This window comes from Mucilaginibacter paludis DSM 18603 (assembly GCF_000166195.2).
GTDB lineage: Bacteria > Bacteroidota > Bacteroidia > Sphingobacteriales > Sphingobacteriaceae > Mucilaginibacter > Mucilaginibacter paludis.
The window spans coordinates 789658-803010 of the sequence record NZ_CM001403.1 but is presented as its reverse complement, the minus strand read 5'-3'; the positions used below and the strand labels follow the sequence as shown (position 1 = coordinate 803010).

The 13353-nt window shown below is 44.8% G+C and carries 10 protein-coding genes; 2 read left to right on the top strand and 8 right to left on the bottom strand.

What is annotated here, in order from left to right; all coding sequences use genetic code 11:
• Positions 1-6: 6 nt before the first annotated feature.
• The 5 genes from MUCPA_RS03500 to MUCPA_RS03480 form a co-directional block, all read right to left on the bottom strand.
• On the bottom strand, positions 7-1080 hold the full coding sequence (locus MUCPA_RS03500) for an NADH:flavin oxidoreductase/NADH oxidase (RefSeq protein WP_008504475.1): 1074 nt from the start codon (positions 1078-1080) through the stop codon (positions 7-9).
• Positions 1081-1090: 10 nt separating this feature from the next.
• Positions 1091-1324 (bottom strand): DUF2630 family protein, encoded by a 234-nt coding sequence (locus MUCPA_RS03495; protein WP_008504474.1) that lies wholly within the window; start codon positions 1322-1324, stop codon positions 1091-1093.
• A 5-nt stretch (positions 1325-1329) separates the two neighbouring features.
• Positions 1330-2466 carry an FAD binding domain-containing protein gene (locus MUCPA_RS03490; protein WP_008504473.1) on the bottom strand — a complete coding sequence of 379 codons (1137 nt, stop codon included), beginning with the start codon at positions 2464-2466 and terminating at the stop codon, positions 1330-1332.
• A gap of 2 nt (positions 2467-2468) precedes the next feature.
• Entirely contained in the window at positions 2469-4190 is a 1722-nt protein-coding gene (gene poxB, locus MUCPA_RS03485) for a ubiquinone-dependent pyruvate dehydrogenase (RefSeq protein WP_008504472.1), read from the bottom strand.
• An 88-nt stretch (positions 4191-4278) separates the two neighbouring features.
• Positions 4279-4635: a hypothetical protein gene (locus MUCPA_RS03480; protein ID WP_008504471.1), complete on the bottom strand. Its 357-nt coding sequence runs from the start codon at positions 4633-4635 to the stop codon at positions 4279-4281.
• Positions 4636-4903: 268 nt separating this feature from the next.
• Here MUCPA_RS03480 and MUCPA_RS03475 point away from each other — a divergent pair, with 268 nt between their 5' ends.
• Both MUCPA_RS03475 and MUCPA_RS03470 read left to right on the top strand, forming a co-directional pair.
• Positions 4904-5422 (top strand): antibiotic biosynthesis monooxygenase, encoded by a 519-nt coding sequence (locus MUCPA_RS03475; RefSeq protein ID WP_008504470.1) that lies wholly within the window; start codon positions 4904-4906, stop codon positions 5420-5422.
• A gap of 228 nt (positions 5423-5650) precedes the next feature.
• Complete coding sequence (locus MUCPA_RS03470; RefSeq protein ID WP_157543802.1) at positions 5651-6640, top strand: hypothetical protein; 990 nt, start codon at positions 5651-5653, stop codon at positions 6638-6640.
• A gap of 489 nt (positions 6641-7129) precedes the next feature.
• Here the strand turns inward: MUCPA_RS03470 and MUCPA_RS03465 are convergent, their stop codons facing one another.
• From MUCPA_RS03465 to MUCPA_RS03455, 3 genes are read right to left on the bottom strand one after another with little or no spacing between them, the layout of a single operon-like run.
• A complete protein-coding gene (locus MUCPA_RS03465; protein WP_157543801.1) occupies positions 7130-8257 on the bottom strand; it encodes a hypothetical protein in 1128 nt (375 codons plus the stop codon).
• A gap of 8 nt (positions 8258-8265) precedes the next feature.
• Entirely contained in the window at positions 8266-9828 is a 1563-nt protein-coding gene (locus MUCPA_RS03460) for a RagB/SusD family nutrient uptake outer membrane protein (protein WP_008504466.1), read from the bottom strand.
• 3 nt (positions 9829-9831) lie between these two features.
• Complete coding sequence (locus MUCPA_RS03455; protein WP_008504465.1) at positions 9832-13248, bottom strand: TonB-dependent receptor; 3417 nt, start codon at positions 13246-13248, stop codon at positions 9832-9834.
• Positions 13249-13353: the final 105 nt, after the last annotated feature.

Sequence of the window (13353 nt, the reverse complement as noted above, 5' to 3'; positions counted from 1 at the left end):
TATAGTTTAAAAGGCCCTTTTGTATTGAAATGGAATATCAACATTTTCGCCCAATATTTTAGCGGCATGCAGCGGAAAATACGGATCTCTTAAAAATTCGCGTGCCATGATAGCCAGGTCCGCTTTGCCGGATGCGATGATCTCGTCAGCCTGTGCAGCTTCTGTAATGGCGCCCACAGCTCCCGTCAGGATACCGGTCTCGGCCTTGATCTTTTCGGCAAAAGGCACCTGGTACGATGGGAATACTCTTGATTTATCCAAAAATACAAAACCTCCCGCCGAAGCGGTGATCAGGTCGACACCAATTTGTTTTAATATACCGGCCAGTACAATGCTATCTTCTATTTTCCAGGCCTTGTCGTCATCCAGATAGTCTACCGCAGAAATACGCACCATGAGCGGCATAGTTTGCGGTATAACCGCCCTGATCTCTTCTGTAGTCTCCACCAATAACCTGATACGGTTTTCAAAACTACCACCATACCCATCGAGACGGTGATTGATGATGTTGGAATAAAACTGGTGAAAAAGATAACCGTGGCCGGCATGTATCTCAATGGCATCAAAACCCGCTGCCACAGCTCTTTTGGCCGCGTTAACAAAGTCCTTTTTAATTTTTACAATTTCTTTCACCGAAAGCTCCTTTGGCAGGCTCATATTATTAAAAGGCGCAACAGCCGATGAGCTTTTGGTTAACCATCCGCCGTTTTCGGGGGTGAGGTACTGCAGGCCGTCGTTAGGATGCGAGCGGCTACCTTTACTGCCGAAATGCGCTATCTGGGCGGCGGTTTTGGCCCCCTGTTGATGGATGAATTTGTTAATGGTGCGCCAGCCTGCTATCTGTGCGTCGTTCCATAACCCTGCATCATAATGGGTGCTGCGTCCTTCTTTGTTCACGGCCAGGCTTTCGGTAATGATAAGCCCTGCGCCACCTACGGCGCGGCTGCCTAAATGCACGATATGCCAGTGCCCCACTTTGCCGTTAACAGCACTGAATTGCTGCATAGGCGATACCACGATCCTGTTTTTTAATACCATATCCCTGATTTGCAAAGGGCTGAATAAATTGAGAGTTGCCATGGTTTTAGCTTTAATTTTTGTAATTTTCAATAGTGTCGATATCGCGGATCGCGGCTTTATCCGGATTTTTATGAGCATCGCGTAAAGCTCTTCTTTGATTCAGTAAGTCCCAATACTGGTCAAGCTCCAGTTTAATTTGATGCAGTTTCTGCACGTCATCGTCTGTTATATTCTCGGTACCCCACAGTTTTTCTTCTTGCGCTGTTAGGGCTTTAATGTGGTTTAAAACCTGGTTATCTTCCATGATGATTAATATTTATTGTGAATGAAATTTTGTCCTAATCCGCTTCCCTTTGCCAATCTCCTTCCGTAACTAATCAGTTCGGCGGCATAATGCAGCTGCACGGTATTCCACTGCTTTAAAGCACTTGCAACAGTGGTATGTTGTGCCAATAAAGCAGCAAGAGCGGCGGCATCTTCGTATGCTTTAGCCGTTCCGGACGCGGTATGCGGCCTTACTAATGCTGCTGCATCTCCAAGTATCACTACCCGGCCCTCGTACATTTTGGGTACTGCCATATCAACTATTACCTGCACAAATGGGTTTTGGGTTTGTTGTACCCTGGCCGATAATATCTCAGGCAATTCAATTTGTGCTCGTGATCTTAATTCGGCGATGTTTTCCTGACGCAAGAAGGTAGCGGGCATGCTGTATTGCCGCTCAATACCATTTTTATCTGTCATTAACTCTTTCAGCTCTGCCTCAGTTTTGTTGAGGTACCAAACCCAGTTTAATTGTCGGTGGCCTTTGCCCAGTTCGCCATCATTGCCCGGCACCAGATAAGCCAGTAAATGAGAATTGCTGTAGGGGTATAAAGTAAACTTATCAGCAAAAAAGTCAATTTCTTCTGCCGTCAATTCGTCTTCGGGGATAAGGCCGCGATAAGCAACATAACCAGCGTACAGGGGGGCTATATCCGGAAAAAGATGTTTGCGCACTACCGAATTGTATCCATCTGCGCCAATGAGCAAATCAGTTTCAATTTGGCTGCCATCGATAAAAGTTCCGTTTACAATATCGCCTGCTTGGTGCAGACCTGCCAACTGATGGTTATAATGATAATTTTCTTCCGGAAAGTAGGCCTTCAGCTGCTGCCAAAGATAATTCCATGATGTAAAAGAGGTATCGTTCTCATATCGGTAAGTTGGGTATCCCCGGTCGTTCAGGATCTGCCTTTGCGTTGCCGGAACACCGAAAAGTTGATGGCTGGATATGCCTTGATGTATCATGTAATTCATTAATCCTGGCTGTACAACCAGCCCGGCGCCCCGGCCTTGCATTGCCGATGCCGAGCGTTCATAAATATCAACCCGGTAGCCGGATTTTTGCAAAGCTATGCCGGTTAATAACCCGCCTATAGATCCGCCGATGATAGTTGCTTTCATGTCTATTTTAAAAAATTTGTTTTTAAGGTATCCCAAACCTCGGCGCCATCGCCTAAAAGCGTTTGCCTTAACATATAAATGCCAAAGCCCTTTGCTTCGTCAAAATTGATCTGCGGCGGCATAGCCAGCTCTGTTGGGTTGGTTAACACGTCTATCAAAACCGGCCCTTTGTGCGCTAAAGCCTTTGCTACCGCCGCTGGCAGATCTTCCGAATTTTCTACGCGTATACCCATGATGCCAATGGCCTCCGCCATTCTTGCAAAATCCGGATTTTTAAGTTCGGTGCCAAACGGCGGCATACCTATTACCTTCATCTCCATGGCTACAAAGCCTAACGAACCATTGTTATAAATAATCAGTTTCACCGGCAGATCATACTGGTAGATGGTCAGGATATCGCCCATCATCATCGCAAAACCGCCGTCGCCGGATAGGGAGATCACCTGCCTTTCAGGAAAAGCAAGTTGGGCACCAATAGCCTGGGGCATGGCGCTGGCCATAGAGCCATGGTTAAATGATCCGATCAGCCTTCTGCCTTTTTTCATATCCAGATACCTGGCCGCCCAAACCGTAGGTGTGCCTACATCGGCAGTAAATATGGCATCTGGTTCCGCCTGGTCGCTTAAAACTTTAGTGAGGTATTCGGGATGTATTAATTTCCCGGTTTCACCAGCGGCGCGTTTATCCAGATTGATGCGGTTTTGCTTATACCGGGCCTGGCAGTCTTCCAGGAACGAGGTATCGGTTTTGGCTTTTACCAATGGTATCAAGGCTTTGATGGTTTCACCAATATCACCTGCAAGCCCTAAGTCCAGTTTGCAGCGCCTGCCCAAACGTTCGGGCCTGATATCGATCTGAACAATTTTTGCACCATCGGGGTACCATTCCTTGTATGGGAAATCGGTACCCAGCATCAGCAGCAGATCACAGCTTTTTACTGCATGATTGCCGGATGCCATTCCGATCAGCCCGGTCATGCCTACATCAAAAGGATTGTCATATTGAACATATTCTTTCCCGCGAAGCGCGTGTACCGTAGGTGATGAAAGCAACCCTGCCAGTGTAATTAACTCATCATGCGCGCCGGCACAGCCTGCACCGCACAGCAGTGTTATCTTTTCAGCCTGGTTGATAAGTGTGGCTAACTCCGTAAGGTCGGTATCTGATGGACGGGTAAGCGGGCGGTTCAAAAATAACGGATGCTCCAGTTCATCATTGTCAATTGCCTGCATGGCCACATCACCGGATAAGCTCACTACCGATACCCCCTTGAGGCTAATGGCTGTTTGAATAGCGATCTGCAATACCCTCGGCATTTGTTTAGCGGAAGCAATAGTTTCGCAATAATAGCTGCATTCGCGGAATAAAGCTTCAGGCCGGGTTTCCTGGAAGTAGCTGGTGCCAATTTGCTCGCTGGGTACCTGGGCCGCAATGGCCAGCACCGGCGCGTTGCTGCGATGCGCGTCATACAACCCGTTGATCAGGTGCATATTACCAGGGCCGCAACTACCCGCGCAAACTGCCAGTTTGCCGGTTAACTGCGCCTCGGCACCGGCGGCAAAAGCGGCTGCCTCCTCATGGCGGTAATGGATCCATTTTATTTTTCCTGATTTACGCAGTTCATCGGTAATTCCGTTGAGGGAATCGCCCACTACGCCATGTATGTGTGTTACCCCGGCATGCTCTAATATTTCGACTAATTTTGCTGCTATTGTTTTGGACATGATATTTTAAGTTTAAAACCTGTATTTTGCTGATAACAGGCGGCTGATATTTTTTGGGATTGTATTAATTAACTGAGCTTTCGCTTGATTACTCAAATCGGGGTGGATGGCTATCGTGGCTAAAAAGCGCCTTTATGGGGCAGTTCATGGTAAAGGCTGTTACCTCAAGATAAAAAATAGCGGGCGCTATAAAATATAAAAGATGTGTACCATACGTCCAGTCGATAGCCGATAACATGGGCAATGTTATCACAAATGCAGCCCGGATTACCGATTCTTTGACAGACAGGTTCTCGGGCGCCTCGGCGTTAAACCAACGGACGGCTGATTTTGACTTTGAAACTATTTTTTGTTTAACTGCTAAAACAGGTTGAACCTTTTTTTCAGGACGCTTGTTTTTTTTGTGCGTAAAGGAGTTGTAAGGCGGCAATGCTAATGTTTTCATGGCGTTGTGTTTGGTTAATTATACCACCAAATTACTGCTGCCATTAAAATATTGATGATCATTTTCGTTGAATGAGGCAATAGTGTCGTTGAAAACAAGTTATAAGCTGTTTAGCAAAACAGGGAGTATCGTTATTGTTGCAGGGATGCAGATATCTTCGCTGACGCGCATGGCAGCCCGGTATGGGCCAAAAGCAGGGCGGGTGAAGGTTCCAAATTTGGATTGACTATCCCTTACATTTTATATATTTGATCAAACGATAAAGTAAATGCCAATTCACGTTGCCATCACGCGTAAAGTATTGCCGGGTAAGGAGCAGGAATTTAAAGATGCGCTGCACCGGTTTATGGGCGAATCATTCCGGCACGACGGCGTGCATGGCGCCAGCATTATTTCCGGACCGGAAGGTGATGATGACCGTGAAATAGGCATATTGCGAACCTTCAAAAATAAGGCTGAACGGGATGCATTCTACCAGTCCGAACATTTTAAAAAGTGGGAAGAATATGCGTCCACCATTACAGAGCAACCCGTTTACCGGGAACTAAATGGCCTTGAGGCATGGTTTAGGTCTGCTGCGGCACCGCCGCGCTGGAAAATGGCGCTGGTTACACTTTGTGGGGTGTTTCCAACAAGCATCTTCCTTAATTTAGCCGTAAGCCCTTTGATAAAAGATTTTCCTTTATTGGTTAGGCTGCTGATCATCGCTGCATGTATGGTAGGCATATTGACCTGGGTAGTGATGCCAACACTTACCCGTGTTTTAAAAAAGTGGCTCAGATCATAAAAATACAATTACACCAGTCCATCCAACTGAAAGATCTCGGTATACTGCAATTATTTTAACGGATTACCCGGCCATTCATTTGTCCTGAAGCCGCTAACCTCGCGGCTGGCTTTAGCGTACCTAATTTAACGATACTTTTTGCCCGTTTAACGAATAGGCAGACTGATAAGGCTTTATACGCCTTTACATTTATGCAAAACAAAGTATCTGCATAAAATTCAAATGATCATGAAAAATAAAACCAAACTACTGGCCTCTTCATTTTTTTTAATTGGCATACTGCCGCTTTTAATGGGTTGCAATACGGCCAGAAAAGCATCTCAGTTTCGTCTGATGATGAAGGATGATTATTGCGTATCAAACATCAATGCTGGTTTTAAAGAAATTGAACCCTCTTTTACTAATCCGGATTCGCTATTGAAAAATGATTCGGTGCTGAGCAGCAGGTTTTCAAAAAATGAAATCCTGGTAGCTAATGCTACCGGGATGGTACCCCTTATCAAACAGTTGTTGATAACTCAAAACAACGGATCTGCCGGGGCAATGGCTGCGGGGTTAGAATTACGACAGCAACTAACTGAAAAGGAGTTGAGGGTGAAGTCCGTTTTTGATGAACTGCAGTCTGAGCTTAGTTGTGAAACAGAAAGGACAAAAAGGGCCGCCGGGTATCTGGATGGATATGAAAAAAAGAGGACTAATAATTTAACTATAGGTGCCATATTTGCCGGTTCGGCAACCACGGTGGCGCCTGTTTTTGTAAAAAGCAGTACACCCCAAAATACCATTGTTATAGGAGGGGCAATTGTATCGGCCTATTTGGGTGCCAGGCTCCTGCAAGCCGGCCACAATAAAGTGGATTTTACATATCAAAGAAATTTGATTTCGGATATCTGGACCGCGCCAAAGGTGTCCACCCAATACCCGAAATTTATATGGCAGCTCATGAACAGGAAAGAGCTTAACATAGGCGATAACAACCTGTCCATACAGCAAAATATTAAAAAAAGATGGTTGGGTATTGAGTTGAATGGTGCTGCTAAGCATACGCTTGAACTGCTGTTTAATAAAGGCGGCAGTTACTCGGAAGACGATTTACAAACCCGTTCAGTATTACTGGGCCAATTGCAACAATCCGTAAGCTTATTAAACTCCAATGTTCAATTGTATCTTTTAGCCATTCAGCGAAAGCTAAATGCTCAAAACGAGCCTGCGAAATGATTGACGTAGCTTAAAAGTTTTGTTCTCATCATATGCAATTTTAGATCACTGCTTTCAACGCCGGTAGTATCATGTTGCCGTTCGGAAGTCGATGGATGGCTTGAAGCATTGCTCAACAGACCAAACGGAATTTAAGCCTCGCTCATGACACCCGAAATTTCTTGTTTTACTAATTTGGAGCTTCGTATGAAAATCGACCAAATTATGAGCAAATTCAATAAATACAGTGACCTTGATGTACATAATTACAAAAATATGTATTAAGAGTGGGTGCCCCTACCTTTAAAAAAAGGGCGTGCTGCTATTGGCTATCAGTATTTTAACCAATTAGCTGATTATCTGTATCTTGTTTTTTCATGGCATAAAAAACATCAAGAAATCATTCGCAAACAATCTCCTGCCTGCGAATGATTTTACTTTTTTGCTACAGCAGGCAAGCCCTGACTATATGCTGATTAATCGGAAAAGATTGCAATCCATGTTGTTAATTTACAATTGATTGCCCGTAAACCTGTCATATCTAAATGCATCTGCCCACGAATTCTTTTTGATTCCTTGATCGTAATAGTCGATGTATAATTTGGTTTCCCCGGTCTCCCCGTTATCAACAGCTTTTGCTTTTGCAACAGCTGAATTACCGCGATAGATCCAAACGGATTCTGAGCTACCGTTATTTTGATCTGGTCGTAAGCTCCATTCTTCACCGTTGGGTTTGATGAAATAAAGTCCCCCGTTTTTAATAACCTGCTTAAATATCAAGTTACCTTCTGTGTCGTTCCAGATACAGGTATCACCAGGCAGGTAATCATTTTTAGCTGATTTTACGGGTTGATAGTTTTGAGTAATACTACGCTTGTTATGCGTGATATTCCCGGCAGAATCCAGGTAATAATGCGGGATGATGAATTGCTTCTTCCGCCAGTCAATCCCATACTCTTTGTTATAACCGCTTTCCCAATGTTCGAGGTGCCAGTGCGGCGGAAAATCCAGATGGGCCCGCGGGGCAGAAGACTCACACGTCAGCAAGATAAATTCGCCATAAAACTTTTGGTTCATGCCGCTCATATCGCCCATTAAACGCAACATTTCATGGCAGGCTAATACAAAATTAAAGGATGCGGCCAGCGCTTTTGCGGGATAAGGTACATTTAAGTATTTCCCATTACGGCGTGCTTCCCAGTTATGATAAAACCAGATGTGCGGCCCGCCTTTAGGGTTCTGCCAGGAAGTTTGCACATGCCTGCCATCGGTTGTATCATTAACCAGCTGAAATGTTATGGAATTATGAATTTGTTTAAAAGGTACGTCTGTACGGCCAATAATTGCCCGGGCTATTTTAATACCTTTTGCTTCAATTTCCAGTTGAGCTAACGCGATGGGCTGGGTTTTCGTTTCTATTTCAAAAAAAATCTCCCAGTCATTTTCGCCGTTATACCATTGCTTTGCCGAGATTGTATAATTTTCCTGATTTGACAGGAATTTCAATACCGGCTGTTGCAGGCACCTGGATGATTTATCTTTGATCAGCCTTACCGAAATGGTGGTTGCGCCGGCAGCCTGGTAAAGGCTGGCGGTAATCACTACCATCAATAGGTATTTGAATGTTTGTTTCATCATTTCCTTAATTAATAACCTTGATTTTGGGTAAGGTTAGCATTCAAATTAATTTCACTTTGCGGAATAGGGAACAGTTCCTGCTTGTTAGGCACAAACTTTCTGCCCAGCTCATTGATGGCATTGATCTTTTGATTAGCAATCCCCAGTGTAACCAGGTCAAACCAGCGCTGACCTTCAAAGCCTAACTCAACCCGGCGTTCGTGGATCACTTCATTTCTGAAGTCGGTTTGCGTTAATCCAGTTTTTACATTAGGCATATTTACCCTTGCCCTTACCCGGTTGATGGCATTATAGGCCGCTGTTGTAGGGCCGTTAACCTCGTTCTCGGCTTCGGCAAAAAGTAGCAGGATATCCGCGTATCTTAAAATGATAACATCCAGCTGGCCCTGGTTGAATTTTGTACCATCAAGGGTTGTATATTTTTTAATAGCAAAGTCCGTCTGCAAAGTCCCCTTGGTAATCCGGCCATTGAAAGGCACTAATGTGGCGTTGTTGGAATAGACATCACCGGGTACAGTAACCGTTGCTTTCAGTCGTGGATCACGGTTGGTATAAGGAGAGGCCGGATTATAGACGGAAGAAGTGGCAATTGGCAATCCGTCTGTACCATAAAAATCATTCACGAAATTGGTATGTACCGATACACTCAGGTTACCGCCGCCAGCTCCGTAAAAGGTAGACAGGTCGACACCCCTGTTCAGGTCGTTGTTCTTTACCGCGAATAAAACCTCCTTGTTATCGGCATTCGCCAGTAAAAAAACCGCTTCATAATTAGCCTGTCCATTGGCACCCGTGCCGGTTGTTAACAGATCAACGCCTGCGCCCTGTGCGGTCGTCATTAATTGGGCCAGGGCGGTTTGTGCTTCTACCCAGGGCCTCTTTCCCATCCGCGCTTCATAAACCAGCACTTTGCATAGCATACCTAATACAGCCTGTTTGGTTAACCGGCCTTTTTCATTGTTATAAGGTTTGGTACCTAAAACAGCTGCCGATGCCTGTAGTTCAGTTACGATGAAGGCAATCACTTTATCCCTTAAGGTACGGGTCAATGTGAGTGAAGTTGCTTTATCTATAAAGGTGGTGTATAACGGCACATCGCCAAATAAATACACCAGGCGCATGTAAGCTATGGCCCTTAGGGCACGCGCTTCTGCCTGGTAATCATTGCGGTCTGCCTGGGTGATATTACCAGGAGCATTAATATTATCCAGCAATTCGTTGGCCCGCTGTATTAAAATGTAAGGCTGCCCATAATAGTTAGGCATTGTGTTGGTAATATTGGCGTAAGCATTACCCTGCGAAAAAGCAATCAGGTCGGTTTCGTATTTAAAAAGCATACTGTTATCTGATATGGCATCCAACTCCGGGATCTTATCAAATAACTGTGCGTTCTGAAGCGTATTATAAACACCGGTTAAGCCGATTTTTAAATTAGCTGCGTTATTATAAAAGTTATCCGGTGATAAGGTGTCTTGGGGTAGCCTGGTCAGAAAATCCTTTTTACAGGAAACGAGGGAGACAACCAGCAACAGGATGATTAATGTTTTGAACTTTGTGTTTAAAGTTTCCATAAATTAGAAAGTAAGATTTAAACCGGCGGTAAATATTTTAAGTTGTGGCAATGATGATGTACCATATTGGGTTTGATCCTGTCTTTCCGGATCAAAGTCTTTCAATGGCGTAAAGGTGAGCAGGTTCTGCGCGTTTACATACACCCTCAGGTTTTGGATAAATGTTTTACTGAGCACCGATTTAGGAATAGTATAAGCCAGCTGAACGTTTTTAAGCCGCAGGTAAGCCCTGTTTTGTACCCAGTAAGAGGCGTTATTGATTTCGATGGTAGAACCATTGTAACCATTGCGGTCTATCCAAAGTCGCGGATAAGTGGTACTTGGGTTTTCCGGAGTCCAGCGGTTCAACCACACAGACCGGATACCGGCAAAGGGGAAAGGCCCCACGCTGCGCGACAGGTAAATATCCGCATGGCCAATACCCTGGAATAGGGCCGAAAAATCAAAGCCCTTATAGCCCGCTTTAAAATTAAAGCCATATAAAAGCTTGGGTTGCCTGTTGCCTATCACCGTTCTGTCCTTACTGTCAATAACACCGTCTCCATTGATGTCCGCTATCCGAAAATCACCCGGCTGTGGAGCTACTCCAAAAAGTTTGCTATGGTTTGGGGCTGCTGCTATTTCTGCCGCGTTTTGAAAAATACCCTGCACCTGGTAACCATAGATTACGCCGATGGGCTGCCCGCGTATCAGCCAGGAATCGGCTGAATGATCCAGTTCCACCTGGTCGGCCGCGCCCGAAAGACTCGGGTTAATGGATTTAACCACATTGTTGACATAAGTAAAATTAAACCCTGCACCTATGCTTACTTTGCCTATTTTATCCTGGTAATTAACATCGGCTTCCCAGCCTTTATTTTGTACTGCGGCGGCATTAACGATGGTTGGATTAGTAATACCAAGCGTTAAGGGGTTAGTGATTTGCGTAAGAATCCCTGTAGTGTTTTTAATAAAATAATCTCCGCTTACGGTGAGCTTGGATTTGAAGAATCCCATATCTATCCCAATATCCGTGGAAGTTGTTTGTTCCCATTTCAGGTCAGGATTGCCTAATACAGATATGGCCCCGCCAGTGTTGATGTTATTATTGAAAGAGTAATTACTGGTTAACGCCACCTGCGAGGCAAAAGGATATAAAGCGGTATTCTGGTTACCCAGCTTACCCCAGGAAGCCCTTAGTTTTAAAAGATCAAAGAATTTTACATCCCAAAATTTTTCATTACTGATCAGCCATCCGCCCGATACCGAAGGGAAGTTACCATAACGGTTATTGGCACCAAACCGGGAAGACCCATCCCTTCTGAAATTGAATTCAAACAGGTATTTGTTATCAAAATTATAGTCGAAGCGACCAAAAAACGACCGCAGTGCCCATTCGCCCTGTGTAGTCAATGCCACAGGTGTTGTTGCGCCACTGCCCAGCGTGATAAGATCTGTCGATCCAAAATTCAGCTGTTCAACCGTGTTTTGCTTTTGAACAGACGACTCCTGGTTGTAACCTATTAAAGCTTTAAAATTGTGGAGGCCTACCTGTTTTTCATAGGTGCTTTGCAGAAAAGCGGTAACGTTTTGTGAGTTGCGCTGGATATCATACAATTGGCTGCCCGGAAAAACAGTGGAAACCAATGCGCCCGATACGGGATCGTATTGCGAAAACTCTTTTCGCGTATCCACATAACCCATTTGCTGATAATTATAGCCTACGGTACCCTTTACTTTTAAATCTTTGATGATTTCGTACTCTGCGTAAACATTCCCTAATAGCCTATTGTCTTTTTGTACAGCATATTCGTTATTTAAGATAGCCTGCTCGTTGTTTCTGCTCGAGGTAAGGCCTAATGCCTGCTCCAGCGTAGCATACCTACCCAATCCGTCGTACACCGGCACTATCGGATGCTGCATTAGCCCTCCCTCAAACGCCAGGTTACCTTTGCCCGTTAGCGTATTGTCAATGGCATTCCCGGCTATTTGCGTAGCTACATCCTTTGGCGTTAAATTGGTTAAACCGTAGCTATACGCTATCGATGACCCAACTTTCAGTTTTTTGCTAATGGTATTATCAATGTTGGAACGGATGTTATAAGCATTATAATCCTGGTTACCTTTAATAATACCATCCTGTTTTAAATAGCCCAGCGATAGGCTATAGGTTGTATTGGTACTGCCACCCCGAACGGCAATGGTATGTTGCTGAATGGGCGCTGTTTTTTTAAACGCCACATCAAGCCAGTTGGTTGACGGTTGACTGGCGTATCTGGCTATGTCGGCATCCGTAAAAGCTACTTTGGTTCCGCTGTTAAGGGCCGCTTCCCGGTATAGTTGCAGGTACGTGGTTGGGTCTGTCACCATTTGAGGTAAAACAGTAGGGGCTGATAAACCGGCGTAAGCCGTATAGTCAATGGTTGGTTTACTGTTTAGCTTACCGCGCTTGGTAGTCACCAAAACCACACCATTGGCAGCCCTCGAACCATATATAGCCGCAGATGAGGCATCTTTTAGGACGCTGATAGATTCAATATCTGTTGGGTTGATATTATCCAGGGGGGCTTCAATTCCGTCAACCAGGATCAACGCGCTGGCATCATTAAGTGTTCCTATCCCACGGATACGGATGGTTGCCTGGTTATTACCGGCTTCCCCGGTACTTGTGTTCAGGTATACGCCGGGTACTAACCCGTATAAAGCCTGGGATGCCTGGGTAATGGGCCGGTTTGCCAGATCTTTTGACGAAATACTGGAAACCGCACCCGTAATTTCGCTTTTTAACTTAGAGCCGTAGCCAACTACAACCACCTCATTCAGTTTGGAATTGTCGGATTGCAGGGCAATTTTTTGATGCGTTTCTTTACCATCTTCTACAACAACGTTTTTAACGAGCAGGGTCTGGTAGGCGATAAAGCTAATTTTAAGGGTATAAGTTCCCACCTGTACCGGGATAGAAAAGGTGCCGTCGGGTTTGGTCTGGGTACCTGCCCCGGTTTCTACTACCACTACGGTGGCTCCGGGTAATGCTTCGCCTTTTTCATCTAAAACAATTCCGGTGATCTTCCCTTGTTTAAGCCTGGTTTTAGGCACCAGTACTATGCCATCACTTGTTTCTTTATAGGTGATGTTAGTGTTTTGCAATAGATATTCAAGCACCTCGGCCGCTGTTGTAGCAGAGAAGTTTTTGGCTTTTACCGTGTATTTTTTTAGTCCCAGCGCTGTGCCGTCATAGGCCAGCTGTAAATGTGTCGTTTTGCCGAATTGCGCTAACGCCTGGTCAAGGCTTTCGTTACCGATCGCGATACTGACTTTTTGTTTGATCGTTTGCGCATCTGACCGTGCAGCCCATAAGATCTGGCTGAAAACAAATAAAAGAATGGTGACTAAAAAGGAAATTCGCATAATTTGCCTGATAAGCAAGCTGCTTTTTTTCATAAATTTGAAAATCTGTTTAATTAATTAGAAATGATTACTCGGGTACAGCCTCTACTTTTTGGCGATCGGAAAGGCTGTTTAATTTACGCAGCCAGCTTGTATACA

What these genes read in the sequence shown, in the direction of transcription:
- MUCPA_RS03480 (WP_008504471.1), bottom strand. Translation starts at nt 4,635, where the DNA reads ATGAAAACATTAGCATTGCCGCCTTACAACTCCTTTACGCACAAAAAA.
- MUCPA_RS03465 (WP_157543801.1), bottom strand. Translation starts at nt 8,257, where the DNA reads ATGATGAAACAAACATTCAAATACCTATTGATGGTAGTGATTACCGCC.
- MUCPA_RS03460 (WP_008504466.1), bottom strand. Translation starts at nt 9,828, where the DNA reads ATGGAAACTTTAAACACAAAGTTCAAAACATTAATCATCCTGTTGCTG.
- MUCPA_RS03495 (WP_008504474.1), bottom strand. Translation starts at nt 1,324, where the DNA reads ATGGAAGATAACCAGGTTTTAAACCACATTAAAGCCCTAACAGCGCAA.
- MUCPA_RS03470 (WP_157543802.1), top strand. Translation starts at nt 5,651, where the DNA reads ATGAAAAATAAAACCAAACTACTGGCCTCTTCATTTTTTTTAATTGGC.
- MUCPA_RS03455 (WP_008504465.1), bottom strand. Translation starts at nt 13,248, where the DNA reads ATGAAAAAAAGCAGCTTGCTTATCAGGCAAATTATGCGAATTTCCTTT.
- poxB (WP_008504472.1), bottom strand. Translation starts at nt 4,190, where the DNA reads ATGTCCAAAACAATAGCAGCAAAATTAGTCGAAATATTAGAGCATGCC.
- MUCPA_RS03475 (WP_008504470.1), top strand. Translation starts at nt 4,904, where the DNA reads ATGCCAATTCACGTTGCCATCACGCGTAAAGTATTGCCGGGTAAGGAG.
- MUCPA_RS03490 (WP_008504473.1), bottom strand. Translation starts at nt 2,466, where the DNA reads ATGAAAGCAACTATCATCGGCGGATCTATAGGCGGGTTATTAACCGGC.
- MUCPA_RS03500 (WP_008504475.1), bottom strand. Translation starts at nt 1,080, where the DNA reads ATGGCAACTCTCAATTTATTCAGCCCTTTGCAAATCAGGGATATGGTA.